The sequence below is a fragment of the Pseudoalteromonas sp. L21 genome (assembly GCF_021728035.1).
GTDB lineage: Bacteria > Pseudomonadota > Gammaproteobacteria > Enterobacterales > Alteromonadaceae > Pseudoalteromonas > Pseudoalteromonas arabiensis.
Genome location: NZ_JAKKCV010000009.1, coordinates 38651 through 65022 on the forward strand (window position 1 = coordinate 38651; position 26372 = coordinate 65022).

The following is a 26372-nucleotide window of genomic DNA, read 5'->3' on the forward strand; positions in this document are numbered from 1 at the left end:
TAAAAAATAACAAGGAGTCATAATGGACGATAATCAAAAGGTTGAAGTTATAACGGATAATAAGGACCATCGAACGTGGGCAATGCTATGTCATTTAAGCTCATTTGCTGGATTGTTAATCCCTTTCGGATCTGTCATTGGGCCACTCATTGTCTGGCTTGCCAAAAAGGATGAAATGCCGTTAGTGGCTGAGCATGGCCGTAAGTCATTAAATTTTCAGTTAACGATGATGATTGCATATATCATTAGTTTCTTGTTGATGTTTGTTGTTATCGGCGTCATTTTATTACCTGTCATCGCAATTTTTGCTTTTATTATGGTTGTTGTATCGGCAATCAAAGCCAACGATGGTAAGGAAGTGGATTACCCGCTGAGCATCGAATTTATAAAATAAAACTGAGAAATTAGATATACTAGAAAAGCTCAGCAGTGTTGCTGAGCTTTTCTTTTTTTGGGTATGTATGGCCTATCTTTCGCTTTTTTTTACTGCATTTATTTCAGCAACTTTGTTACCTAGTTCATCAGAGTTGGTAATGACGGCAATGATTGCCAAAGGGGGCTATTCACTTTGGTTGTTATGGCTTAGTGCGACACTCGGTAATGTGCTAGGTAGTTGTGTTAACTATTGGCTTGGCACACAGGTCATGCGTTTTAAAGATCGTAAATGGTTTCCGGTCTCTGAAAAGTCCATTAAAAAAGCTGAAAAACAATTCAATAAATACGGTATTTACAGTTTATTGTTTGCTTGGTTACCTGTGGTGGGCGATCCGCTCACTGTGGTCGGTGGAATTTTTCGCGTTAAGTTTTTAACTTTTCTCGTACTTGTCGCCCTTGGCAAAGGTGCACGCTATTTAGCTGTGCTTGCCTTTGCTGTTGGGCTTGAAAAGTTTTTTTAGTTTTTTTGCCAATCGAGAGTCAGCGATACTGAGTCTGCAAAACGCAGCGCATGTGGCTTATCAACACGAACTTTGGCGTAATGAACACTTTTATGCTGGTGGCAAATAGCTAAAATCTCGGCAACGAGCTTTTCTAGCAATAAGAAGTGACCTTCCTCGACTAACGCGATGACTTCTTTAGTAATGGTCTTGTAGTTAAGTGCTTTATCAACAGCATCAGTTTCACACGCTTGCTCAGCAGGGTAGTGAATTTCAAGGTTAATCACGACATCTTGCTTTTTTTCACGCTCTTCAGGGTTAAAACCAATAAAGGTTCTTAGCCTGAGGTTTGTTACATTGATAATTGCATTGGCCATGATTACCCTCTAACTAACTGCAAAAACTCATTACGGGTTTTTGGATCGGCTCTGAAGCTGCCAAGCATAACAGAGGTACGCATGCTTGAGTTTTGCTTTTCAACGCCGCGCATCATCATACACATATGTTTTGCTTCAACAATAACACCAACACCTTTTGCACCTGTGACCTCTTCAACCGCCTTGGCAATTTGATGAGTAAGCTGTTCTTGAATTTGGAAGCGTCGTGCAAACATATCGACAATACGAGCAAATTTAGACAGACCGAGTACTTTACCATCAGGAATGTAAGCAATGTGACAACGGCCAACAAAGGGCAGTAAGTGGTGTTCACACATTGAGTAAAGCTCAATATCCTGAATTAACACCATGTCGTCAGCATCAGAGGTAAAGACGGCGTTATTGGTAATTTCATCAAGTGTTTGGCGATAACCTTTAGTAAGGTATTCCATCGCTTTTGCTGCGCGTTTCGGCGTATCAAGTAAGCCCTCTCGTTGAGGGTCTTCGCCTACAGCGCTAATTATGTCTTGATAGCTCTTTTTTAAATCATCGTGCATAGATTTCTCAGTAATACGTTATTTTAAATGTCTGCCGCCATCGACAGGTAATGAACGCCCTGTGATGTAGTGGCTGTTAAGTAGTAGCTCGACGCTATTAATAATTTCTGTGCAGCCAGGTTCAATTTCCATTAAAGACTTTTTAATGGTTTTGGCTCGATATTCTTCACTGTCATGATCATTAAAAATAATGAGTGATGGTGCAATTGCGTTCACTTTAATTGCTGGTGAAAATTTCGCTGAAAATGATTTAGTTAAGTTATCGAGTGCTGCTTTACTTGCTGCATAGGCTAGGTGTTTAGGACTGCCTTTTTCCACTACGTAATCTGTCATGTGGATGATATCGGCAGCTTGACCTGTATTCTGTTGATAATGAAGCAGTAGATCAGCCGCAGCTAGATTGATTAAGTAAGGGGTTTTAGCATGTATGCGCATCATATTATCGAACAGTGTCGCATAATCTTGGTTATTGGCTTCACAATCCCAACTCGACGCGTTATGAATAATTGCTTTTAGCTGATTAGTATGGCTTTTTAGTTGTTCAATAAAATGTGTAATTGCTGCATCACTGTCAAAGTCAGCATGAATACACGTTGCTCCTTTACCTGCGAGGATATCAATAGCATCGTGGCGAGTGCGGTATGTGACTATGATTGCTTGTCCTTGCGCTAAAAAGTGCTCGGCCAAGGCGAGTCCAATACGTTGGCCTGCGCCAGTAATTAAAATAGGCGATGACATAAACTATGTATAAATCCTTAGATGTCTGATGTGTTGGGCTTTCTATTCAGTGTGAACTGTAACCACTATAAACCAAATTACAGAACTATTTCATCTTTACTGCAATCATGTTGCAAAACTTTTTACGGGTAAAGTTTTAACACCGATCATTTATCATATTGAGAAATGAGGATATTACTAAGGGGGCGATATCAGTGTAGCGTGGAAGAGAGGGCAACTAATTTGCTTATTGCTTTAAATTGCCCTTGGGTATTTTGCCGCTTAAAGCTCGTCATAAATAGTAGGAATTGCTTGGCGCTTATGTTGAGTACGTAAGTAAATAGCGATTAATTTATCTTCTACTTCGCTTGTCACATCTTTGCCTTCTAAAAAGTCATCAATTTGTTCGTAGGTTAGGCCAAGTGCCTCTTCATCTGTTAAACCTGGGCGATCACACTCTAAATCAGCTGTTGGTGCTTTATGAACCAGCAACGACGGGGCTCCTAGCTGCTCAGCAAGCGCTCTTACTTGACGTTTCGAAAGACCAAATAAAGGCGCTAAATCACACGCGCCATCACCAAATTTAGTGTAAAACCCCGTAATGTTTTCAGCACTGTGATCGGTGCCTACAACTAAACCTTGGCTAAAACCGGCAATTTCATATTGTGCCACCATTCGCTGACGCGCTTTCACATTACCTTTAATAAAGTCAATTTTTGCTTGCTCAGGAAGCTCAACGCCGCCACCGACCACAGCTGCCATTGCTTGTTCGTGCATCCCATCAACCGCTGCTTTAATGTTTACAGTCATGCGCTTACTGGGTTTAATAAAATCAACGGCCATTTGTGCTTCGTCTTCATCTGCTTGCACACCGTAAGGTAGGCGCACCGCAATGAATTGGTATTCGTTGGTGTTGTGTTCTTGGTTTAATTCATCAATGGCTAATTGGCATAAACGACCACATGTTGATGAGTCAACACCACCACTAATACCTAAGACAAGCGAACGGGAATGCGCAGCTAAAAGTCGGCTTTTTAGAAAGTTGACGCGGCGCGTAATTTCCGCCTTCACATCAATCGTGGGTTGGACTTTCATTTCTGCCAGAATATCGGCACGCATGGTTGAGCTCCTATTTTCGTTGTGGTTGTTCAGCGTCTTATACATTATGTTACGAGCAACGCTTTTATTAAAGACCTAAATGCGCTTTTATCCCGTTAATTTGTTGCTTAAGTTCTTCGATTTCGGCACGTAATTGTTGAACTTCGCTGTTGCTGGCCTGTTCAGGCTCATGATCAGCTATATCTTTTGCTAAGCTATCTGAGTCAGCAAATAAGTGCATATAACGGCTTTCTCGTTTACCTGGTTCACGGGCTAAACGGATAACATGTTCTTGCTCGATAAGGGCATCAAGGGCGATTTCAACGTCATTCACATTAGAGAACTCGGCGAGGCGATTACTCCGGGTGCGTAACTCGCCAGGGGTCTGCGGCCCTCTTAGCAATAATAAGCAAATAATCGCACGCTGTTGCTCAGTAAACTGTAAGCTGCCAAACTGAGTATTGCAAAAGCGGTGCGCGTATTTGTTTACTCGGCCCGAAAGACCTTCATCAACAGTGACTAAACGTAAATGGGTCAGTTCATCTATGATATTTTGTACATCCGACTCGCTCAGTGATAGAACCGGTTCACGGTTTGATTTTTGATTGCAGGCGTTGGTTAATGCGTTTAAAGAGAGAGGGTAGTGCTCAGGTGTTGTGATTTGCTTTTCAAGTAAGCAACCTATAACGCGTTGTTGGTTTGGTGTTAAGTGCATTGTTTTACTCTCTGTGTTTATGAGGGCTTAGCCACATTTGTAATTTTTTATTTAAAGCATCAAAGTTAAGTGGTTTGGTTAAATAGTCATTCATGCCAGCACTGAGGCAGCGTTCTTTATCGCCTTGCATTGCATTCGCGGTTAAGGCCACGATATTAACGTCTTGATGTGCATCTCCCGCTTCTGATGCTCTAATTGAGCGTGTTGCTTGATAACCATCCATTTCAGGCATCTGGCAGTCCATTAGAACAAGCTCGTAAGGAGCCTCTTCTCTGTTGAGCAAATATGAGATCGCTTCAAGGCCATTTTCTGCGATATCAAAGCTCACTCCAGCTTGTCTCAACAATGCACTTGCCACTATTTGGTTTACTTTATTATCCTCGACTAAAAGTACTTGTGACTCAGTGTCAGAGTGAACTTCTGCTATTTTTGCGTTTATCGGCTCTTTGTTGGTTTGCTGCTGCTCAATGTATTTTTCATTAGCAAGCGAGTTAAATAAGTCCGAAGGAGTGAGGGGTTTAAAAATAATACTCTCCACTTTTAACACGTGTCTTGTTTGCTTTTCAGTTAAACTCATCGGTGCCATTAGGATACGCTTACCACGGCTTGCATTAAAGTGGGTTTGAAACGCTTTTTGTTGAGCTTTGGACGCTTTAGTGAATAGATCGTAGTCGATAAAAATAGCATCAAAATGACAGTCAGTTGGTTGTTGTGCACGGGCAAGTAAGCCGTCAATATTATTAATTACTTCTACTTTAGCACCCCATAGCTGTAATTGTTTTTTAGCAATACCACTGCTTAGCTTGCAGTTATCTGCAATGAGTATCAATTTCTTGTCGATAATATGACTCGGCTCGGGTTGTTGTTGTGCATAGTCTAGTTTTACTTTCACAGTAAAATTAAAGGTGCTGCCTTCACCTAGCGCACTTACTACCCCAACATCTCCCTCCATTAGTTGACAGAGCTGCTTCACAATTGCAAGGCCAAGTCCCGTACCGCCATACTGACGAGTTGTTGATGCATCAGCTTGAGTAAAAGAGTCGAACAATGTGGCTTGTTTATCTGCTTTGATGCCAACTCCCGAATCAACTATGGAACAACACAAGAAGGTGTCGTTGTTTGCTTCTTCGTAGCTAGCTATGACGATTATTTCACCGTTGTTAGTAAACTTGACGGCATTTCCTAGTAGGTTATTGATAATTTGACGAATTCGATTTGGATCACTAATGATAAATTCATGTTTGATATTAGTGGCATCAAGAATCAGCTTGGTGTTGTTTTGTTCAGCTTTGATTGCAAAGGATTCAATGGTATCTCCCAGTAGTTTCGATACATTGAACGATACATTCTCTATGTCTAGTTTGCCGGCTTCGATTTTTGAGAAATCTAAAATATCATTAATGATATGCAGCAAAGATTCAGCTGATGACTGAGCAAGTGCAATGTGATGACTTTGTTGAACATCAAGCTTGCTTTGTTTAATTATATTAAGCATGCCAATCACGCCATTCATTGGGGTTCGGATTTCATGGCTCATACTGGCTAAAAATTCGCTTTTGGCTTTTACCGCTTGCTCTGCCGCTTCTTTTGCTTGGACAAGCTGCTGTTCGGTTTCAATTCGTCGTTGACTGGCGTGTAAACTGCCAATGAGTGCCGCCACTGCAATTAAAAAGCTTTCCTCATTTTTGCTCCACTTACGCCAGTGGTGACACATTTCTGCGCAAACCACCCCCATCGTTTTGCTACCTGTGGGAATGATAACAGTTAGCATCGAACGAATATCAAAGTGTTCTAGGTAATCAACAGATAAGTCTTTTGTTAGGGAATCACATTGTGCATCACTTACGCTTATCACAGCATGGTTATTTATGGCGTCAAAATAATTAGGGAAGTCGATTTGCTGTAGAGCAATAGATTCGCTGAATTGGGGGTTGCTCTGGTCGTGTATCGCAAACCTATTAAGTGATTGTCTATCATCACTGAAGAGCCAGATTCCTGCACGGTCAACGCCAAGGGCATGGCAAATTGCTTGCACAATAATATGTTTTGATAGGTTGAGATTACCTGTTAAAACCGCATCATTAACAGTTAAAGATGCTAAAATTTCATTGTGGAGGGCTATTTTGCTGTTTTCAAGTTCAACACGTTTACGGGCATCTATATCTTGCAAAGAGCCAAACAGTTTCACGCATCGTTGGTTGTGATGTTCAGCTTCGCCATTGACAAGAACCCAAACAGGATTGCCTTCGTACGTCATTATTTGTACTTGTGTTTCAAAGCTCTCGCCATTTTTAATCGCTTTTTCTGTTAGGTGGCGAATTTTGTCTCTGCTATAGCCTGGTTTGAAGTAATCAAAATTACTGGGCCATTCGGGCTGGCTTGAAAATGGTAGTTTAAAAATCAATTTGGTCATTTCTGACCAATATACTGTTTTAGTTTCGAGATTAAAGGACCAAGCCCCTATTTTTGCTAAACCGCTCATGGTCTCGAGCATGCGCTCGTTTCTATATTGGCGCTCAAGCATTTTCAGTAAAAAAACAGATGCACCTGCAAATAAAGCACAAATTAGAATAATCGCCAGCCGTAATGGCCAAATAGAAGAATTAGCAGGCTGCCAGCCTTGTTTAGGTGTGGCGTACATTTGCCACTGACCGCCTGAGAATGAAATGCTAAAGCTGAGTGGATTAGTCTCTAAAATCTGTTCATTACCATAAAAAAACTCGCCATCAAGCCCTTTACCATTTCGTCCTTGTAGCGCGAGTTCATATTCATTACTAAGCGAAGTGAGCCCTGCGTTTTGATACACTTTATTTATATCTAAAACGACAGACAGTAGACCCCAAAATTGATTGTTTGGCTGGGTAAATACGGGCACTCGAGCAATGAGCGCTTGGCCGCCTTGTACCAGTTCAAGAGGACCTGCCATAATAATTTTATTTTCGTCCCGTGCTTTTATGGCATCTGAGCGTTGAGCTTTATTTTTTAAAAAATTTAACCCAATTGCCTTTTCGTTTCCCTCCATCGGGTAAGTCATTTTTATAACCATATCGGGTGCACCGCCGATGTTTCTGAGCTCAGAGGAGGTTTCAAATAGTGGTGTTGCGATTTGTGAGAAGCGGGCTTGGTTAAGATTAGGCTCTGCAGCCACTGCAACCGCAAGACCTCGTACGAGTTGAATGTTTGACACCAATATTGATTCCAACTCAGCGCGGTAAGTACTTATTTTCGCAAGCTCTTGTGAGCGGTAGGCGTCTTTCTCTCGCGTATAGTTGATATGGTCAATGACTAGACCGATTAGGATAATTAAACCTAAAGAAAGCCAGAAGGTGAGCTTTAGTTTTTTTAGCTTTTTATTATCATTTTCAGTAGCGAGTGGCATGAGAGGTATCGGTTTTTATACTATCTACCTACTATAGACAATTTCTGTCGTAAATAAAAATGAAGCACACAATCGTAAAACTAAATTTAATTATTTGTATCGAAACACTATTTTTTCATAAAACACTGGTTACTATAGGCTTATAACTCCTTCGGAAGCGTATTTAATATGTTTAAAATAATTAAATGGTTGTTGATGAGTCTACTCGTCGTTGCGTTATTGGCTACGGGGCTTATTTATGGCGCGTTGAACTTAAGCTTGCCCGCTCTGGATGGCAAGGGAACAAGTACAGCAATTGAACAATCCGTTAAAATCGAACGAGATGTGCTAGGTCAAGCTGTGATTCATGCACAAAGTCGTTTAGATGCGGCATATGCGCTTGGCTTTGCTCATGGACAAGATCGCTTTTTTCAAATGGATTTATTGCGTCGAAATGCAGCCGGAGAGTTAAGTGAATTATTTGGCAAAGCCGCACTGGAACTTGATAAAGCAATGCGCTTTCATCAGTTGAGAAAACGAAGCCAAATTTTACTCGAGCAATTACCTTCGTCAGATCGAGCACTATTGGCGACATATGCAAAAGGTGTGAATGAGGGACACGCACAAACGGGCTTTGATAGTTTTGAATATTTACTAACAGCTGCTACAGCGAAACCATGGCAAAGTGAAGACAGCCTACTTACTATTTTTAGTATGTATTTGGATTTGCAAACTGCGACTTTTGAACGAGATAAAACCTTAATTCAAATAGAGCAACTATTTGGTAAAGAGATGGTTGCTTTTATTACGCAACCTAGCCTGTATCAAGCAGCTCTCGATAACAGTCAGCTAGCTCCTTACAATCACTCGATTCCTTCCTTATCAGCACCTTTGAGTATGATCACGCATATTAAAGATACTAAGGAGTTAGGCAGTAATAATTGGGCTGTTACGGGGGATTTAACGCAAACAGGTGCTGGGATGTTATCTGATGATATGCATTTGTCGTTTGCGGTGCCGATTATTTGGTATAGAGCGCAGTTAAATTACCCTTTAAATGGCCAGATGCAACAAATAACAGGCGTTTCGCTACCTGGTGCCCCTGCAATTGTGGTTGGCACGAACAATAAAGTCGCTTGGGGTTTTACCAATGGCTACTTGGATACAGCAGATTGGATTGCACTCGACGGGCGCGACAAAACATGGCAGATAGATGAAGCGATTTTACTTAATGATGGCAGTAGTGAAAACTATACGCTGACCATGAGTGAGTATGGTCCGGTAAAAAATATAAACGGTAAGCCTTATGCGCTAAGTTGGGTGGCACATCATGATTATGCGGTTAATATGGACCTAATAAAGCTTGAGCAAGCAAATAACGTTGATGATGCGTTAGCGCTTGCAGCGGATGTTGGTATTCCTGTACAAAATCTAATGGTTGTAGATGATAGTGGGAGTGCAGCTTGGAAGAACATGGGGGCGATTCCTGCACGCAAGGTCCCTAACGAACTTGCTGTCTCAGAGCAAAATTACCCAGTAGGGTGGCACGAAAATGAAACTGAGCGACCCTATGTTAAGAACCCTGCAAGTGGTCGACTTTGGACGGGGAACTCACGTGTTGTTTCGGCTGAAGATAATAAACGCTTTGGTAATGGTGCTTATGCAATGGGCGCACGTTCGGCTCAGATCCGCGATCGTTTATTTGAAAAGCAGCAATTCACAGAGAGCGATTTTTATCAGTTGCAGCATGATAATGAAGCTCGCTTTTTAACAAAATGGCATAACCTACTTGTAAAGCAACTTGAAAGTAGACCCAATGAGTATAAAGCTTCCCTAACAGAGTTAAACAATTGGCAAGCATGTGCATGTGCAGATTCGATTGGTTATACGTTAGTGAAGTACTACCGTGACGAAGTGATTAATGGCCTGTTCAGCCCACTGGAAAATGAACTGCAAACGTATGATGGCAGCTTAAAGCACGTGAAGCGAGATCTTGAGCCTGCAGTTTGGCAGCTAATAAATACTCAACCGAAAGGTTGGCTAAACCCTGATTATGCTGATTGGTCTGAGCAAATGCGAGCAGCATTTGATCGCGCCCTTGATAAGCTGACCACTCAATATGGACAGAACATGCAAAATTGGCAGTGGGGAAGCGTGAATAAGCTCGTTATTGAGCATCCATTTGCAAAACAAATTCCCATACTCAAAAAGTTGCTCAACATGCCAGCGGCTCCAGGGTTTGGTGATACCTTCATGCCAGCAGTACAAGGGCGTAGTTTTGGTGCCTCACAACGATTTATTGTACAGCCAGGACACTTAGATAAAGCTATAATGGCAATTCCTGGTGGTCAATCTGGGCATCCGCTGTCTGAGTTCTATCGTGCGGGATTTGATGACTATGTTAACGAAGGTCTCACCCCTCTTATGCCACAGAGCATTATGCATAGTATTACGATAGATGCGGTTAATTGACCGCATCAGTATCATCCAGTTGTAAACAGAATGCTTTTACAACCGTGGTAGTATTTCTTCCTGCATCTTTACTGTCATAGAGTGCTGCATCAGCTTGCTGCAACATGCGCTCTAAAGATGCAAGGGGTTGCCATTCAATTAAGCCAAAACTCATTGTCACCGATAAGTTTGGTAGCTCTTGGTGAGCGTCTAATGTCGCAATATGTTCACGCAAGGCTTCTATTTTTTGTAACCCGTGATACTCATCGGTATTATCGAGTAAGAGCAAAAACTCCTCACCACCCCAGCGTACAGCTATATCTGTTTCATTTAAGAATTCACCTATTGCTTGTGCAATATTGACTAAAATCGCATCGCCTTTGTCATGGCCATAGGTATCGTTAATTTGTTTAAAGTGATCGATATCAGCCATAACAAGGCACAGGCTTTGATCTGTTTCGATGCTTTTTTTGTAAGTTGCTAAAATTAATTTTTTAGCAAAGCGACGATTATAAAGTTTGGTGAGTGGGTCTCGTGATGCCATTTCGGTTAATTCAACACGCTGTGAAAGCGTAATCTCTCTGATCAGCCCAATAGCGTAAACCATAGGCAAACCAGCAATAATAATATTTGTTAAATGTACATAAGGAATAAGCTGTGGGTAGGTATATTGATAAGGTACATCGTTGAAAAAGATGTATAGAAGAGCAAAGGTAGTGATCATCAATAAGCTGTATAGTGCAGCGCGTTTTAGTGATAATTGGTAGTCAATCATCAAAATACAGGAGATAGTCCACAAATAAAATTGAAACCCTAAATCGAGCCCTAGTGTGGCGCATACCACAAAAGCATGAATAAGTACTTCTAAACAAAATACTCTCAATGCTAAAGAGGTCAACCCTTGTTTTATTAGAAAGATACCGCTGCCCCACGCAACGACACTAAGAATATTGACTAAAGCTAAAGTAATAGCGCCCACATGGGCAAAAAGTGGAATGAGCAACGCATGCACTATCAGTGCGAAATATGCGATTTTAGAAATGATTAAAAACTTTACTTGTTCTATTTCTTCTAAACCTGACTGCTTTGATTGTTTTAGTAAATGTTTTATCAAATGAACCTCATACAAGCAGGCGCTTAAACACAAAGTATAGATGAGAATAGCTTAGCTGATGAATAAATCACCAATATCACCTTCACTCATTAATAAGTTTATTGTGGGTCGATTTAATTAAACGCATATTCATACGCTGTTTATTATGCTGGTGCTTGGCATAGTGTGTAATTGATGCCACTCTAAAAGAGCTATTTTAAATGTGCTACCGTATAGTTTGCTTTGTGTTTCCTGTTATGCCCTAAAGGAGTATGTATGTCGGCTGAAAAAACGCATCTAGAGATTTGTAATTTAACCAAAGAGCAGTATCCACAAATCAAAGTTCTGATGGATCAAGCTTACCCAGGCTTAGGTGGAGCGTGGCCAAGCCACACCATTTTTCGTTTAATTGACCAATTCCCTGAAGGTCAAATTGGCATTGTTGATGACGGTGTGCTTGTGGGTATCGCTTTGAGTGTACAAGTAGATTACGCTCGTTTTTCTAACCCGCATACTTACGAAGATATTGTTGATGGCCACGACCGTGTTTTTAGCGACTCAGAAGGCGATGCTTTATATGGTCTAGATGTTGTTATCTCGTCAACCCACCGCGGTATGCGCTTAGGCAGGCGTTTATACGATGCGCGAAAAGAATTATGCCGTCAGTATAACTTACGTGCGATTTTGGCGGGTGGGCGCATTCCACGTTATTACAATCATAGCTCTGAAATGTCACCTATGGAGTACATCGAAAAAGTGGATCATAAAGAGCTTTACGATCCGATTTTAAGTTTTCAACTTTCTAACGATTTCCAAGTAAAACGCTTACTTAAAAAATATCTACCAGAAGACCAAGAGTCAGTGGGTTATGCCACGTTGTTAGAGTGGAATAACATCATGTTTGAACCTACAGATACTGTGCTTGAATCAACCAAATCTATAGTGCGTGTAGGTGCTGTGCAGTGGCAAATGCGCTGCGTCGACTCAGTTGAGGAGTTACTTAAGCAAGTTGAGTATTTTGTCGATACGGTGTCTGACTATAAAAGCGACTTTATTTTATTTCCGGAATTTTTCAATGCGCCGTTAATGGGGCTCACCGAGCAATGCAATCAAACTGAGGCAATTCGTTATTTAGCCGAATACACTGAAACGTTCCGTGATGCGATGTCGCGCATGGCGGTTGAATACAATGCCAATATTATTACCGGCTCAATGCCGCTGGCAGAAGGCGATAAGATTTATAACGTTAGTTACTTATGTCATCGAAGCGGTAAAATTGATGAGCAGCGCAAAATACATATCACGCCTCATGAGCAAAATGACTGGGTGATCCAAGGGGGTGACAAGATTGCCGTATTTGAAACGGATGCGGGTCGTGTCGGTATTCAAATTTGTTACGATGTAGAGTTTCCCGAGCTGTCGCGTATTCTCGCTAAACAAGGGCTAGATATCTTATTTGTACCTTTCTGGACAGATACTAAAAACAGCTACTTACGTGTTCGTCACTGTGCGCAAGCACGCGCAATCGAAAATGAATGTTATGTTGTAATTGCAGGCTCTGTTGGTAATCTACCTGAGGTAGAGAGCTTAGACGTACAGTACTCGCAATCGGCGGTGCTTACTCCTTCTGATTTCTCATTCCCCCATGATGCGACCTTGAACGAAGCAACGCCGAATACCGAAATGCTGTTATTCAGTGATTTAGATATGGATAAACTGAAAATCTTGCACAGCGAAGGTACGGTAAGAAACTTAAAAGATCGCCGTGAAGATTTATATGACGTGATCTTGAAAAAGCGAGATCAATAATGGCGTGGTTGTATTTAATTGTCGCAGGTCTGTTAGAAATTGGCTGGCCTGTTGGCCTTAAGATGTCTCAAGAATCAGAGAGTCGCTGGTTAGGCATTGCTATTGCTGTCGTCTTTATGGTCGCCAGTGGCTTTATGTTGTGGTTGGCACAAAAAGATATTCCGATGGGGACATCCTATGCAGTATGGACAGGTATAGGCGCTGCAGGCACCTTCTTGGTGGGTATTTTATTTTACGGTGATGCCGCCACATTTGGCCGTATTGCCGGAGTACTGTTGATTATCAGTGGTGTGATAACACTAAAAATTAGTCATTAAAAAAGCGGCATAGCCGCTTTTTTAATGACTAGAAATGCACCTAATTGGGTAGCATCACCAAAATGGCAGCCAAGGCAATTAATACTAGACCTGCCGTGTCTTGGCGTTTTAACGGCTGTTTTAACCAAAGAATCGATACCAAAATGGTAAAGAACACTTCAACTTGCCCGAGTGTTTTTACATAAGCAACATGCTGCAGGCTCATGGCGCTAAACCAACCGATTGAACCTAAACAGCTACAAACACTGACAGCGGTAGTAGTGCCTTTATGCTGCCACATTTTCTTAAATGTATCGGGCTCTTTGAGTGTAATATAAGCGCATAGCATTAGCGTTTGTAAGCTGATTATCAGTACCAGTACCCATGCGGCTGAGTGCGGGAAAGTCAGTCCTGAATTTAAACTTGCTTCACGGATCCATGATGATGAAAGAGCAAATGAAGTTCCGCAAGCAAGCCCAAGGAGTGCAGTGCCCAAATTAAAGTGTTTAACATTCGCGATGCCACTTAATAGCAATACGGCGATTGCACCAATAAATACACCCACCCAGCCTAGCAATGACAGTGCGGAGCCAAAAAACATAACCCCTAAAATAGCCGCCATCAGTGCTTCACTTTTGGCAAGCCCAGCACCGACTGCAAAGTTATTCATTTTAAATAGTTTTACCATCAAACCTGTGGCAACAATTTGGACGATACTGGCACCAACAATGTAGCCAATAAAAGCCAGGTTAAAGTCTGGTAGTGCGGCGTCTTGGTATTGATAAAGTGCAAATAAATACAGGGCAGCAATTGGGCTGGCAACAATAAAACGAGCAAGCGTCACCCCTGCTACACTCACTGTTGCACTGAGTTTACTTTGCAGCGCATTGCGCCACGACTGCATAAATGCCGCAAAAATGGTTAAGAAAATCCAAGTCATATTGAAAATAAATTAATGAGGGGGCTTGGGTATAGAGTAACAAAACCAAAGTATTTGGGCATTAGCTTATCGACCAACTTGAGGAAAACTCAGCTGTGACAATATGCCGCAGGGCTTTTATGTCGTCATTAGGCTATAGTGACAATGATGCTATTGCTGGCCGCTGCTGTTATAAGTAGCGGCTTTTTTTTGTTTGCGTTAGGGTAAGCTAATACAGTTAAAAAATAAGGAAATATCATGACAACACTGATTATCTGCGCACTCATCGCAGTTCTTCTACCTTATTTAGCAAAAGCTCCCGTGGCTTTTGCGCAAAATAAGCTTCAAGGATATGACAATAAACACCCGAGAGATCAACAAAGTAAGTTGACAGGTTTTGGGGCGAGGGCGCTGGCTGCTCATCAAAATAGTTTTGAGTCATTAGTTGTTTTTGCTGTTGCTTTAGCGGTGGTGATTGCGACCAACAATATCTATCAAGCCACTGAAATGTTAGCTGTTGTGCATATAATTACTCGTGTCCTATATTGTATTTTTTACTATATAAACCAAGATATTTTGCGCTCGTTAGTTTGGCTGATTGGCTACGTGAGCTGTGTGGCGATGATTGCACTGTGTTTATAATTCATACTGATTAAAACAGTAAAAACCACAAAGCAAGCGGCTTAAATAAGGCGCTTGCTTTAGGGTCTTAAGTTGATACAGCTTATTTCGAACTAACTTTAATTTTCTCTATTAAATCTTTTGCTTGATAGTTTTCGTCTAAGGCAAAATCGAGTTGCACTAAGGCGTTTTTAAAGCCCGATTCAGATGGCGCATATTGCCATTGTTTTAAGGCTCTTTTTGCTTCTCGATTGAAAACAGCTTCAGGCTCCGCACTAACCACACTGACATTGCTGGTGGCGCCACTTGGTAAAATATCGTATTTCAGAACGACTGAACCGCTAATGCCTTGCTCTGCAGCTTGTATTGGGTAGATTGGTTCCACACGCATAACCGCTTGGTAATCTTTTGTTTTGTCAACTGACATCGGCTGCTTTGCAATTGCAAAGCTGCTAAGCATGCCCATTGTAAAAATAACTAACGCTGTTTTTGCGATAAATGAACTGTTGTCGATCTGCTTTATTTGATTTAGACGTTGTAACATGGTGTTTTTATCTCCGTATTGTGAATAAGCCATTAAGCCTGCTCTGCTAAAGCTGGCACAGTGCACTAATGCCTTACTGTATAAAATTCGTTGTTCTGTCGATTTATTTTTGAGCACTTGCTCATCACATGAAAGCTCTTGAATACGACGTAGGCTTGCATAGCCAAGCCAAGCGACAGGGTTAAACCACAGCAAAATAGTGGCACTTAAGGCGAGGGCATTAACTAGGTTGTCTTTGCGTTTAATGTGCACTGATTCATGCTCTAAAATAAGCGCTAAAGCATGGCTATCGTAGTGGCTTTGGAAGTTTGTTGGCAGCACTAGCTTGGTGTTTATAACTCCTACAACCATCGGTGAGCTCACTTGTTTGCTTTGGTATAAGCGCATATTTTGGCTACTGTGCTGATCAAGCGCAATTGGTGCTAATTGCAGTTTTGTTAAGAAGCGGTAATGAAAATACACGGCAGTGATCAGCAGTGCAGCACTAATAAAACCATAAATAGCAAACCACGTTAGCGTAAATTGCGGCATTACTTCTGTATTTGGCGTGATAGTCAGCTTACTGATAAAGTCGTTTTGAATTGGCTTTAAGTGATCGGGTAAGTTCGCTAACAATAAACTAATAGGTAATAGTGCCCACAGTGTATAAACCAAGCGTGCCGATAGCTGACTTAGTAGTTTTCGCTCTAGCAGCAATAAAAACAAAATTGCAGATGAGATCAAAAGCTGTTGATCTAACAGCCAATTAAAAAATGCATCTAACATAACAACGCCTTACTTTTGCTGTTTTTCCCAATCATCAATGACCTTTTTTAGCTCATCAATATCATGTTGCGAGAGTTGCTCTGATTTAGCAAAACCACTTACTAATGGCGCAATGCGGCCGTTAAAAAAGCGTTCAATAAAGCTTTGGCTTTCTTTTAATGTGTATTCTTCACGGGCAATGCAGGGAGTGTAGTTATATTGGCGACCTTGCTTTTCGAAGCTTAGCGCGCCTTTTTTAACTAAACGACTTAGCAGCGTTTTTATGGTTTTTTCGTGCCATTCTTTATCGTCACTTAAACGCGCAATTACTTCACTTGCCGTGGCAGGGTAGTTAATCCACACAGCATCTAATACTTCGAATTCAGCTTTAGAAAGTTCAATCATTTTTATGCCTACAGATGTAATCTTCAATTTAAGATTACACGCGTAATCAATTAATGCAAACTTTTTTGTTAGATAATGTCACTTTTTTTGATACTAACTATCTGTCCTTCGGGCAAATTCAGCGTGGTGAGTGACAGCTTTGCGATATCTGTGCGGTACAAGTCGATGACTTTGTAGCCACAAAAACGTGCCATTTTTCGTATTTGACGGTTTAAGCCTTGTTTTAAGACGATGCAAAACTGCTTTTCGGTGACTTGAGTCACCTCACAAGGGAGCGTTAGTTGTTTATCTACGGGCACACCGCCCGCCATTTTTTTACAGAAGTCGCTATCAAGTGGCTTATCTACCGTGACTAAATAGCGTTTGGGTTGGTGGTAATCAGGGTGGATCAGTTGATTACAAAACTCGCCGTCATTGGTCAAAATCAATAAACCTCGGGAGTCTTTGTCGAGCCGGCCAATTGGGTAAACGCGAGTGGTTTTAGGCAGGCTATGAATAAGGCTTGTTGGGTCGTCAGCATTTAATTTGCAATCTATACCAACGGGTTTGTGATACGCAAAGTAGGTGAGTGGCATTTTTGCTGAAATTTTTTCGCCAAGTACCATCACATCATCGTGCTCATCGACGTGATCTATGTGATTTGCAGCACGGCCATTTACTGTTACCTCACCTTGATCTATCAAGCGTGATGCTTGCTTTCGAGAGCAAATACCCGCATGAGCAATAAATTTAGCAAGGCGTACTTTTTCTGGCATGAGTGATTTTTGTACAGTTAATTTGATCATAGTATATCAAACCCGCGTATAAGAAGTACTACATATAAAAGGGGTTCGACATGGCAATTAAGTTATCTGAACTTGCAGCGCACCAACCACTGCAAAAGGTTATCCTTCACTCGTTGGAAATGGCACTCTACCAAGTGTCTGTGGTGATCAATAACGTTGAATATTATGTCACTGATGAACATGGTGAGTTTATACGTGATCTCAGCCCATTACATATTCAAAAGAGGCTCGACCATCTAAGCTACGGTGAAATGGTGCTACGTCATACTAGTGCTTACGATGAAATGTGTGGGCAGCCAGAGAAGCTCGCCAGCAATATGCTTGAGGTTCCTTATGGCAAGAATCATCTATACTGATTGATTTTAAAGCGTATACTGAGTCATAACATTTTATGGGTATGCTATGTATCAATTAAAAAGTGATGATTCAGTAGAGTTAAGTGACCAGCTAAGAACGCATATTGTTACGTATAATAAGCAGCATTTTAATGCACAACGTATTCCGTTAGGCTTTAAGTTTGTCGATAAAAAGCAGGTAGTGGTTGCAGGTATTAGTGGCCAAGTATTTGGCAATTGGTTATTAATAAGTTGGCTATGGTGCGATGACTCTGTTAGAGGCAGGGGCCTTGCTTCGCGACTGTTGAATGAGCTTGAAAGCAAAGCGACTGCGCTTGGCGCAAAGATGGCTCAACTTGATACACTTGACTTCCAAGCAAAGCCTTTTTACGAAAAAAATGGTTACCAAGTGAAGTACCAAATGGCAAATTACCCACTTGATGGTTTCCGCTACTTTATGGAAAAAAGTCTATCGCTCAAATTTGGCCGTTAGAACATTTTCTTCTGTGAAAGTTATGCCCAAGAAAGGTGTGGCCTCTGGTGCGAGCATAAATGTTCGAATATTCATGTGATCATTTGCATCAGGGTGTTTCAGTACATCATCACGATAAAAAGCACCAAAACAATCTAACGTATTTTGCTTACTCAATTGGTTAAGTTTGGCAAAGGCAAAGATCTTACATGAGCCATTATTTTCATTTGCTGAGCTAATAAGCCCATGGTTATTAAATCCACTGGGAGTGAAATGGTAGTTTTGCTCGATAACGGCCATTGTATCAGTGAATTCAATCAATGTCGGTGTATCTGCCAGTTTTGCTAAAAATGCATTGAGTGTCATGCTTTATCCTTAATTGTTATTTTTTATCAACTCTAACTCATCCTGTTGTTGATTGATATTAAACTTATAATTTCCGAGAAAGTTCATACCTAGCAATCCCACGCCTGAGTGATTGTCCATCACTAATACATCAAAATTACCTATATACTGCTGACCAATTTGAAAAGAGCGTACCCTATAACGTTTAGCTTTGACGGTGCCATTTGCAGTATTCACTTGTAGCGTACCGACAAAAATGGCTGGCTCTGCGAGGTTATCTAGTTGCGCGTGGTTTATCACGGTGAAGCTGGCCCCCGTATCTATCATTAATTTAACGTGCAGAGTGTCATTAATAACACTATTAACCAAGTAGTGCGCGCCATGGGGGATGAGTTCAATAATATCCACGCCAGTTAACGCTTGCTGTAATTTATGATGTAACTCATTCGCTTGGCTTGTAAAAGCGTGATTTTCAGGTAGTTGCTCAAGGGCTACTTGACTTGCAACATAGTCACCTAACTGATAATAAGCCATTGCGTAAGTATATAAGTAGTGTGGGTTGTGTGGTGCATAGTCTAGCCACTGTAAGCTGTGCTCTAGTAGTTGTTGCCATTGTTGTGCTTGAGTGAGGGCAGTGATCTGCAAGGTGACTAACTCTTCAATCTGTTTAGCTAAAGAACCTTGTTGATTGCTATCCAGTCGGTTTGCTAATGCCATTAAGCTCACGATCCCTTGCTGAAGATGACCTTGATTGATAAGTCGTTTAGCATCAAGTTTTAGCATTGTAATATCATAGGGGTGACGCTTTAAAAATGCACTTAGAAATAGCTCGCTTACATCTTCATCGTGACCTGAGAGCCAAGCTTCAACCTCTTGTTGCCAAGCTTGTTTTAATTGCTTGGCTTGGTGAGGATCGCTTGCAAGAAGTTGTGTATAAAACTCAATTGCTTTATCAAATTGTTGATTATCAAAAAATACAATAGCTTGTTCAAACTCACTGGGCAAAACAGTGGTTTTTTCTAGCGAGATAGAAGTGGCTTGCTCTGGCGTTACTTCAGAGGCGTATTGAGAGTTTATTCGCCATATAAAATAAGTATTTAAACAAAGAGAACACACCAATATTAATTTGAGTAGAGTATCCATCTATTTTGCCTGTACAAAGACTCCTCTTAATGTGGTTACTTTATCAGCATAAAACACATTAAAAAATAGTTAGCTTTTAACTAAGTGACGAAGGGCTAGAATGTTACTTATTTCGATATCTGCTAGACCCTTGTATTTGTACAGTGTTTCTTGATTATTCAACCAAACACTTTGACAGCCTGCGTTATTAGCCCCTTGTACATCCGTGTCTAAGCTATCACCAATATGCAAAATTTCACTGTGAGGGATGTTTAGCTTTGCAGCCGCAGTATCAAATAAGGCGCTGTGTGGTTTTGCTTTACCGTGCGGGCCTGCTTGTAGAACTAACTCAAACATGCCATTAAGGTTAAACTTTTCTACCTCGACATTACCATTGGTGATGGCAATTAAACGGTATTGTTTATTTAGACTAGCAAGTAACTCAAGTACATCATTCGCAACGGTTATTTGGCTGCGGGCATCGGCAAAAGCTTGATAGGCCCCATGTGCATGCTGCTGAGCGGTTTCTTTATCAAACCCTAAGTCTGTCATGGCATATAATAATGCTGCTTGTCGCCAGCGCGTCACGTCATCGATTAAAGTCGCATCTTGCTTTAAGGCATTATCGCGGCATTTTAACCAGTAGCTCATGCTATCGATAGGCCATTGTTCTAGCGTTTCAAGATAATCAGCTTGTGCTTGCAAAGCTGATTTGATGATTGGATGGTTGTTATAGAGTGTGTCATCTAAATCAAAACTTAACACAGAAACTGGCGATAAGGCACGATTAAATCGGATCATAATTACAACGGATTACTCAGGTGTTGAGCGCTTTTTAGCGCGTGGATGGGTATTGTCATACACTTTGGCTAAATGCTGAAAATCAAGGTGTGTATAAACTTGTGTTGCTGATAAACTGCTATGGCCTAATAACTCTTGCACAGCACGTAAATCACCGGATGATTCTAGAATATGCGAGGCAAATGAGTGGCGTAACTTATGTGGATGCACTTGCGAGCTTATGCCTTGTTTAATGCCCCATTCTTGCATACGCAGGCGAACTTGGCGTACTGAAATACGTTTTTTTTGGCTACTTACAAAGACTGCGGTTTCATCTGGGTGTGCAAATTGTGGGCGAATTTTTAGCCACGCTTTTAAAGCGTTGAGGGCTTTACTTCCAACAGGGAGTAAGCGCTCTTTGTTACCCTTACCACGTACTAACATTTCGCCTTCTGTAGGGTTAATATCCTGTATGTTAGCGCCAACTAACTCGCTAATGCGCAGACCGGAGGAGTACATTAATTCCATCATTGCTTTGTCGCGAATAGCCAATGGGTCATCATCGGGGAGTTCTAATAGCTTTGCCATTTGATCAACGTCTAAATTTTTGGGTAATGGCTTAGAAAATTTAGGTCCTTTAATAGCTTCGGCAGGATTGTGGTAATGTGTTTGGTTTGCAATGTTTTTGGCTTTTAAAAATTTATACAAGCTACGAATACAGCTCAGTTTTAAACTAATCGTGCGGCCGCTTAATTGTTTACTTCGCAATTGCATACTGTAACGACGAATATGCTCACCTTGTACATTAAACCAGCTTTCACAAAGCTTACTAAAGTACAAAGCTGCAAAGCTTAGTTGGCTGGTGTATTGGCTTATCGTGTGCGCTGAATATTGTTTTTCATAGCGCAAGTAGTCTGCAAAAAGTTGGATAGGCGTGCGCCAAGCATCGCTTAACTCGTCTGTGTTTGGCGCAATTTCCTCACTCATGCAAGTTCCAGTAAACGTAGCTGTAATGAGCGCACAAAATCGAGTACGAAGAAGCTATCTTTAGCAGGTTCGAAGTGATTCACATCATCGCTGCCAAACGCCAAGATGGCCACTGGATGTTTAGTATTACCAATTAAATATAATGCGGTAGATTGCGTTGAATCAGAAAACAGTAAGTCGCGCTCTTGTTGATTTACACGGCCTAAATAAGTGCCCGTATCTTGTAAGCGGTGCGCGATTAAATCATCAAACTTTTTATCATACTTAACAAGGTGGCACTCATTTATTGAGGGGTTGGTACAAATTATATTGCGTAGGTTACTTGCCAGTGTTGTAAAGTCGTAATTGGTCCAAAGCTGACGATGGCATTCACTAAATAAGCGATAAATTAGCTCATTTTCTTTTGCTTGCTCAATTAACGTCGCAATTTTGTTTTTCAGCAAGGTGTTGTGTTCTCGCAGTTGGCGTTGCTGAATATGCACTAACGACGTTGCTGCCTCTGTTTGTTGGTGCAGTTCAAGCCCTGCAAGTACATCAGGGTTGTTAACTAGAAAATCAGGGTGCGCCTTTAAGTATTCTGCAATTTGTTGTTCTGTTTGTTTGCTCATAATGCTACTTGCCCATCAAAAACATGCTCCGCAGGACCGGTCATTCTTACGGGGTGGCCTTCCCCTTGCCAGCGTATTTGCAGGCTACCGCCTGGTAAATCGACCTGTACTGTGTTTGCTAGCTTGCTTTGGGCTTGACCAATCACAACCGCTGCACATGCGCCCGTTCCACAAGCAAGGGTTTCACTAACACCGCGTTCCCACACCCTTAGTTTAATATGATCTTGCGAAATTACCTGCATAAAGCCCACATTGGCTCGTTGTGGAAAACGTTCATGGTTTTCAAGCAGTGGCCCTAAAGTGTCAACATCAGCTGTTTGAATATCATCGACTTCTAATACGCAGTGTGGGTTACCCATTGAGACTGCGCCGCTAAAGATGGTGTGTTCTTCAGTGCGAAGAATATAGGTGAGCTCTCGTTTACTGGCTTTAAGTGGAATTTTACTTGGTTCAAAAGTCGGGTGGCCCATATTGACCGTTACTTGGCCGTCTTTCTCAATATATAAAGTTAAATTTCCCGATTTGGTTGATACGGTGATCTTGTGCTTGTTTGTTAAGCCTTTCATGCGTACAAATCGAGCAAAGCAGCGGGCACCATTACCACATTGTTCGACTTCGTTACCATCAGCATTAAAAATACGATAGTGAAAGTCGAGATCAGGAGAATAGGGGGCTTCGACCATGAGTAATTGATCAAAACCTATGCCGAAGTGGCGATCTGCCAGCTTTTTAATTTGATCTCGTGATAAGAAAACATTTTGAGTAATGTTATCAATAACAACAAAGTCATTACCTAGGCCGTGCATTTTTGAGAAATTAACTAACATAACGCTCTAATTCGGGTTTGCTCTGAGCTAATCATGCCACAGAGCAGGGTGGTTATAAAAACGTTTATGGTAAAATTTTCTCACCTTGCCAAAGGCTTTCAAGAGTTTCACGTTGACGGATTAAATAACTTTGTTCTTCATCAACCATTATCTCTGCAACACGAGGGCGTGAGTTATAGTTTGAACTCATCGTAAAGCCATAAGCCCCCGCACTGCGCTGTGCAAGTAAATCGCCCGCTTGAAGAGCAAGTTGACGATCCTTACCTAAAAAGTCACCGGTTTCACACACAGGACCCACAATATCGTAGTTGTGGCTTTTAGTATCGTCTTCGCGCGGGATAACAGGAACAATACTTTGCCAGGCTTGGTAAAGTGACGGGCGAAGCATATCGTTCATGCCGGCATCGACAATAGCAAAGTATTTGTCTTGGTTTTGTTTAATGAACTCAACTTTAGTTACTAAAATCCCAGCATTGGCTGCAATAGCGCGGCCAGGCTCGAAAATAAGCTCTAAATCCTGATAATCAGCTAATCGAGCCGTGATTTTGTCAACATACTCGCTTGGGTGAGGAGGTGTTTCGCCGTTATAGGGCACGCCAAGACCACCGCCAATATCAAGGTGAGTTAGTTCAATGCCAACGGCTTTTAGTTGTTCAATTAAAGTAAGTACTTTTTCAAGCGCTGCTAAGAAGGGGTTGATTTCTGTTAACTGTGAACCAATGTGGCAATCAACACCTGTTATTTTTAGGCTTGGTAAAGATGCAGCATGCTGATAAACAGCAACAGCGGTTTGAATATCAATACCAAATTTATTCTCTTTTAAACCGGTAGAGATATACGGATGGGTTTTTGCGTCGATATCAGGGTTTACACGAATCGAAATAGGTGCAATACGCTTTAGCGAAGTGGCGACTTCTGAGATACGCTCAAGTTCCGCCACTGATTCAACATTAAAGCATTTAATCCCCAATTCAAGTGCATAGGCGATTTCATCAGTTGTTTTGGCCACCCCAGAAAAGACCACTTTAGATGCATCGCCACCGGCTTGAATTACTCGCGCAAGTTCCCCTTTCGAAACAATATCGAAACCAGAACCAAGGCGCGCTAGGATGTTGAGTACAGCAATATTTGAATTCGCTTTTACGGCATAGCATACCAAACTTTTATGCGATTTTGCGGCTTCGGCAAAGGCCAGGTAGTGACGTTCAAAGGTTTTTCGTGAGTAGATATAACAAGGTGTACCATATTGTTCGGCAAGCTCTTTGACAGCGATGTCTTCAGCGAACAGCTGGCTATCTTTGTAATTAAAAAAGTCCATCAATTAGTCCTGTTTTTGTTCTGGTTGTTCGGATGGAGCAGCCTCAGGCTGAGAGTCTGTTGACTGCGGCGTATCATCTGGTAGGTAAAGAGCACCACTTTGTCCGCAGCCGGCTAAGGTGAGCAGAAGGGCAAAGGGTAAAATGGTCTTTAATTTTTGGCTATGAGTCTCTTTCATTAGATTAATACGGTTGCTGGCTTTATAATCGCAGAGTAACAGAATATTTAAAAAATGCAGCTATTCGCGGATGAATTTATTCCTGTTACACTTGATGTACATAATCTGCCCCCAGATCTAGGCTTATAAGCCAGTTAAAGGACATAAAAATGACTGATCATGAATACCACACATTAGCCGATGCATTAATGCTAACGATTGAAGAGCAAATCGATGACTGTGATGCTGATTTAGACTACGAGTCTGCATCAGGTATTTTAGAAATCATCTTTGCAGATCGCAGTAAAATTGTGATCAATAAACAAGCACCACTGCATCAGGTGTGGGTTGCGACTAAATTTAATGGTCATCACTTTGAATTACGTGACGATAAGTGGATTGATAACCGTTCAGGTGCTGAATTTTGGCAATTTATGTGTGATGCTGCGACTCGTCAAGCGGGCCAACCTATTGAATGGCGTTCTGAGCTATGAGTTTAGAGTGCGTAGAGTACCCTGCTCAAGGGGAGCATAAAGCAAGTGTTATTTGGCTGCATGGTCTGGGCGATTCAGGTGATGGGTTCGCTCCTGTTGCCCCACAGTTAGCTTTACCAAAAGAGCTGGGAGTGCGCTTTGTATTTCCCCATGCGCCAGTACAACCGGTCACCATTAATGGTGGAATGGCAATGCGCTCTTGGTACGACATAAAGTCGATGGATTTAGATAAGCGTGCTGACGAGCAAGGTGTCAGAGACTCCGCAGCAAAAGTCGCCGAGCTTATTGAAGTAGAAATAGCGAAAGGTATTCCTGCCAATAAGATTGTCCTTGCTGGGTTTTCACAAGGTGGTGTTGTATCACTGCATTTAGCACCACGTTTAGAGCAAAAACTAGCGGGTGTTATGGCGCTATCAACTTATATGTGCGTACCTGATAAGCTCGCTGATGAGGCGAAGCAAAATAGTTTAAATATATTTATGGCGCATGGTCGTCTTGATGATGTCGTACCGCATAGTGCGGGCAGGCAAGCGTTTGATGTATTATCTGCAAATAACATGGAAGTAAGCTGGCAAGACTATCCGATGGCGCATCAGGTGTGTGGTGAAGAACTGATGGCAATCAGAGAGTGGTTAATTGCTCGCTTGAGCTAACATAGCTTGTAAAGAGGCCAATATGACAAAAAAACTGGTAATAAAAGCAAATATGGGAAGTGCCGAATCAGTCAATACTGCACCTTCTTCAGTAACGTATCAATGGCATTGGCGGCGTATTGTGCTAGTTGGCAGTGTGTTATTTATTGCGCTTGCTATTGTGGCGTATAGCTTTTTAGGTGCAGTAAATGCAGAGCAATCAGAACAGCAAGCTCAGCAAGAAGCATCATTGGCCACTGAAACAGATTTAAGTCGCGAGCTTGACGAGCTGCCGCGCTTGGCGCATAACACGGAGCAGGCCAAAGGCCCTGCAACAATGAGTTTGCAAGATGAACCTACCTCGTCAATTAATACTCAAGTGCAAACCGATTTGCAGCAACAAAGCGACTCACCGCAAGTGCTAGCAGAAGTTATTGAGCCAGATCAAAACGACGAAGTATTAGCAAGCGTTGATGAAACGCCTCCTGAAATTAGTGAGCCAAAAGACGAAGCGCAGCCCGAAGCTGTTCAAAATAAACAGCAGTTTGCTCACACAGCCCATATCGCGAGTGTGGCAATTGGCGCTAAAATAGATACGGATAAAGTGAGTCGAGCGGTATTAACGACAGATGTTGTTGATCGAGAACCAGTCAATGTTCTAAAAAGCGATGTAAAATTGCTTGATATTAGCCAAAGCCTTAGCTTTTTCAGTGAGCTTAAGAATATGCAGGGGCAAACTGTACGTCATGTATGGTATTACCAAGATCAGCAACTGGCTTCAATTGAGTTAGCGATAAGCAGTCCGCGTTTTCGCACTTACTCGACTAAAAATATTATGCCTGAACAAGTAGGTGATTGGCGTGTTGAAGTTGTTGATACCGATGGCAACTTACTTGCACAAAAAGAATTTAGAATTTTAGCTGATTAGCGTC

Annotated in this window: 29 protein-coding genes; 11 read left to right on the plus strand and 18 right to left on the minus strand. The window is 41.7% G+C overall.

Annotated features, from left to right (window positions below; all coding sequences use genetic code 11):
• Positions 1-22 precede the first annotated feature (22 nt).
• Together L3V41_RS19075 and L3V41_RS19080 are read left to right on the plus strand one after the other, a co-directional pair.
• Positions 23-394 (plus strand): DUF4870 domain-containing protein, encoded by a 372-nt coding sequence (locus L3V41_RS19075; RefSeq protein WP_062569457.1) that lies wholly within the window; start codon positions 23-25, stop codon positions 392-394.
• Positions 395-461: 67 nt separating this feature from the next.
• Positions 462-896 carry a YqaA family protein gene (locus L3V41_RS19080; protein WP_062569458.1) on the plus strand — a complete coding sequence of 145 codons (435 nt, stop codon included), beginning with the start codon at positions 462-464 and terminating at the stop codon, positions 894-896.
• Here L3V41_RS19080 and folX read toward each other — a convergent pair.
• The 6 genes from folX to L3V41_RS19110 form a co-directional block, all read right to left on the minus strand.
• On the minus strand, positions 893-1252 hold the full coding sequence (gene folX, locus L3V41_RS19085) for a dihydroneopterin triphosphate 2'-epimerase (protein WP_062569459.1): 360 nt from the start codon (positions 1250-1252) through the stop codon (positions 893-895). The genes L3V41_RS19080 and folX overlap by 4 nt on opposite strands.
• 2 nt (positions 1253-1254) lie before the next feature.
• Positions 1255-1809 (minus strand): GTP cyclohydrolase I FolE, encoded by a 555-nt coding sequence (gene folE / locus L3V41_RS19090; protein ID WP_062569460.1) that lies wholly within the window; start codon positions 1807-1809, stop codon positions 1255-1257.
• 18 nt (positions 1810-1827) lie between these two features.
• Positions 1828-2547 (minus strand): dihydromonapterin reductase, encoded by a 720-nt coding sequence (gene folM / locus L3V41_RS19095; protein WP_130150288.1) that lies wholly within the window; start codon positions 2545-2547, stop codon positions 1828-1830.
• A 261-nt stretch (positions 2548-2808) separates the two neighbouring features.
• Complete coding sequence (gene nadE / locus L3V41_RS19100) at positions 2809-3645, minus strand: ammonia-dependent NAD(+) synthetase (protein WP_062569462.1); 837 nt, start codon at positions 3643-3645, stop codon at positions 2809-2811.
• A 67-nt stretch (positions 3646-3712) separates the two neighbouring features.
• Entirely contained in the window at positions 3713-4339 is a 627-nt protein-coding gene (locus L3V41_RS19105) for a DUF480 domain-containing protein (protein WP_237128302.1), read from the minus strand.
• Positions 4340-4343: 4 nt separating this feature from the next.
• A complete protein-coding gene (locus L3V41_RS19110; RefSeq protein ID WP_237128303.1) occupies positions 4344-7718 on the minus strand; it encodes a response regulator in 3375 nt (1124 codons plus the stop codon).
• A gap of 168 nt (positions 7719-7886) precedes the next feature.
• On the opposite strand from L3V41_RS19110, the gene L3V41_RS19115 reads away from it, so the two are divergent.
• Positions 7887-10169 carry a penicillin acylase family protein gene (locus L3V41_RS19115; protein WP_237128304.1) on the plus strand — a complete coding sequence of 761 codons (2283 nt, stop codon included), beginning with the start codon at positions 7887-7889 and terminating at the stop codon, positions 10167-10169.
• Here L3V41_RS19115 and L3V41_RS19120 read toward each other — a convergent pair.
• Positions 10162-11262 (minus strand): GGDEF domain-containing protein, encoded by a 1101-nt coding sequence (locus L3V41_RS19120; RefSeq protein ID WP_237128305.1) that lies wholly within the window; start codon positions 11260-11262, stop codon positions 10162-10164. The two genes, L3V41_RS19115 and L3V41_RS19120, sit on opposite strands and share 8 nt — an antisense overlap.
• 255 nt (positions 11263-11517) lie before the next feature.
• Here L3V41_RS19120 and L3V41_RS19125 point away from each other — a divergent pair, with 255 nt between their 5' ends.
• On the plus strand, positions 11518-13050 hold the full coding sequence (locus tag L3V41_RS19125; RefSeq protein ID WP_062569466.1) for a carbon-nitrogen hydrolase family protein: 1533 nt from the start codon (positions 11518-11520) through the stop codon (positions 13048-13050).
• The gene (locus tag L3V41_RS19130) at positions 13050-13367 is read left to right on the plus strand and encodes a multidrug efflux SMR transporter (protein ID WP_062569467.1); all 318 of its coding nucleotides are present in this window, start codon (positions 13050-13052) and stop codon (positions 13365-13367) included. Before L3V41_RS19125 ends, L3V41_RS19130 begins: the two co-directional genes overlap by 1 nt.
• A 40-nt stretch (positions 13368-13407) precedes the next feature.
• Here the strand turns inward: L3V41_RS19130 and L3V41_RS19135 are convergent, their stop codons facing one another.
• Positions 13408-14286, minus strand: a complete 879-nt coding sequence (locus L3V41_RS19135) for a DMT family transporter (protein ID WP_193988113.1) — start codon at positions 14284-14286, stop codon at positions 13408-13410.
• Positions 14287-14523: 237 nt separating this feature from the next.
• Here L3V41_RS19135 and L3V41_RS19140 point away from each other — a divergent pair, with 237 nt between their 5' ends.
• Positions 14524-14907, plus strand: coding sequence for an MAPEG family protein (locus tag L3V41_RS19140; protein WP_062569468.1), 384 nt, complete (start codon positions 14524-14526; stop codon positions 14905-14907).
• Positions 14908-14989: 82 nt separating this feature from the next.
• Here the strand turns inward: L3V41_RS19140 and L3V41_RS19145 are convergent, their stop codons facing one another.
• The 3 genes from L3V41_RS19145 to L3V41_RS19155 all read right to left on the minus strand — a co-directional run bounded on the left by L3V41_RS19145 (position 14990) and on the right by L3V41_RS19155 (position 17334).
• Complete coding sequence (locus tag L3V41_RS19145; protein WP_237128306.1) at positions 14990-16195, minus strand: M56 family metallopeptidase; 1206 nt, start codon at positions 16193-16195, stop codon at positions 14990-14992.
• Between the two features lie 9 nt (positions 16196-16204).
• Positions 16205-16579 (minus strand): BlaI/MecI/CopY family transcriptional regulator, encoded by a 375-nt coding sequence (locus L3V41_RS19150; protein WP_130150308.1) that lies wholly within the window; start codon positions 16577-16579, stop codon positions 16205-16207.
• A 68-nt stretch (positions 16580-16647) separates the two neighbouring features.
• Positions 16648-17334, minus strand: coding sequence for a pseudouridine synthase (locus tag L3V41_RS19155; RefSeq protein WP_193989013.1), 687 nt, complete (start codon positions 17332-17334; stop codon positions 16648-16650).
• An 80-nt stretch (positions 17335-17414) separates the two neighbouring features.
• On the opposite strand from L3V41_RS19155, the gene L3V41_RS19160 reads away from it, so the two are divergent.
• Together L3V41_RS19160 and L3V41_RS19165 are read left to right on the plus strand one after the other, a co-directional pair.
• Positions 17415-17720 (plus strand): DUF6482 family protein, encoded by a 306-nt coding sequence (locus L3V41_RS19160; RefSeq protein WP_062569471.1) that lies wholly within the window; start codon positions 17415-17417, stop codon positions 17718-17720.
• A 46-nt stretch (positions 17721-17766) separates the two neighbouring features.
• Entirely contained in the window at positions 17767-18192 is a 426-nt protein-coding gene (locus tag L3V41_RS19165; protein ID WP_237128307.1) for a GNAT family N-acetyltransferase, read from the plus strand.
• Here the strand turns inward: L3V41_RS19165 and L3V41_RS19170 are convergent.
• The 7 genes from L3V41_RS19170 to lysA form a co-directional block, all read right to left on the minus strand.
• Positions 18169-18537 carry a HopJ type III effector protein gene (locus L3V41_RS19170; protein ID WP_237128308.1) on the minus strand — a complete coding sequence of 123 codons (369 nt, stop codon included), beginning with the start codon at positions 18535-18537 and terminating at the stop codon, positions 18169-18171. The two genes, L3V41_RS19165 and L3V41_RS19170, sit on opposite strands and share 24 nt — an antisense overlap.
• A 9-nt stretch (positions 18538-18546) precedes the next feature.
• A complete protein-coding gene (locus tag L3V41_RS19175; protein WP_237128309.1) occupies positions 18547-19659 on the minus strand; it encodes a retropepsin-like aspartic protease in 1113 nt (370 codons plus the stop codon).
• Positions 19660-19728: 69 nt separating this feature from the next.
• Entirely contained in the window at positions 19729-20439 is a 711-nt protein-coding gene (locus L3V41_RS19180) for an HAD-IA family hydrolase (RefSeq protein ID WP_237128310.1), read from the minus strand.
• 12 nt (positions 20440-20451) lie between these two features.
• Positions 20452-21405, minus strand: coding sequence for a tyrosine recombinase XerC (locus tag L3V41_RS19185; RefSeq protein ID WP_237114677.1), 954 nt, complete (start codon positions 21403-21405; stop codon positions 20452-20454).
• Entirely contained in the window at positions 21402-22013 is a 612-nt protein-coding gene (locus L3V41_RS19190) for a DUF484 family protein (RefSeq protein ID WP_062569477.1), read from the minus strand. The genes L3V41_RS19185 and L3V41_RS19190 overlap by 4 nt, the downstream gene beginning before the upstream one ends.
• Complete coding sequence (gene dapF, locus L3V41_RS19195) at positions 22010-22840, minus strand: diaminopimelate epimerase (protein ID WP_130150323.1); 831 nt, start codon at positions 22838-22840, stop codon at positions 22010-22012. The genes L3V41_RS19190 and dapF overlap by 4 nt, the downstream gene beginning before the upstream one ends.
• A 64-nt stretch (positions 22841-22904) precedes the next feature.
• The gene (lysA, locus tag L3V41_RS19200; protein WP_193988119.1) at positions 22905-24158 is read right to left on the minus strand and encodes a diaminopimelate decarboxylase; all 1254 of its coding nucleotides are present in this window, start codon (positions 24156-24158) and stop codon (positions 22905-22907) included.
• Positions 24159-24484: 326 nt separating this feature from the next.
• On the opposite strand from lysA, the gene cyaY reads away from it, so the two are divergent.
• The 3 genes from cyaY to L3V41_RS19215 are packed head-to-tail and all read left to right on the plus strand — an operon-like array spanning position 24485 to position 26368.
• Positions 24485-24808 (plus strand): iron donor protein CyaY, encoded by a 324-nt coding sequence (gene cyaY / locus L3V41_RS19205; protein WP_062569480.1) that lies wholly within the window; start codon positions 24485-24487, stop codon positions 24806-24808.
• Entirely contained in the window at positions 24805-25461 is a 657-nt protein-coding gene (locus tag L3V41_RS19210) for a dienelactone hydrolase family protein (protein ID WP_062569481.1), read from the plus strand. Before cyaY ends, L3V41_RS19210 begins: the two co-directional genes overlap by 4 nt.
• Positions 25462-25483: 22 nt before the next feature.
• Positions 25484-26368: a DUF2914 domain-containing protein gene (locus L3V41_RS19215; RefSeq protein WP_193988120.1), complete on the plus strand. Its 885-nt coding sequence runs from the start codon at positions 25484-25486 to the stop codon at positions 26366-26368.
• Positions 26369-26372 lie beyond the last annotated feature (4 nt).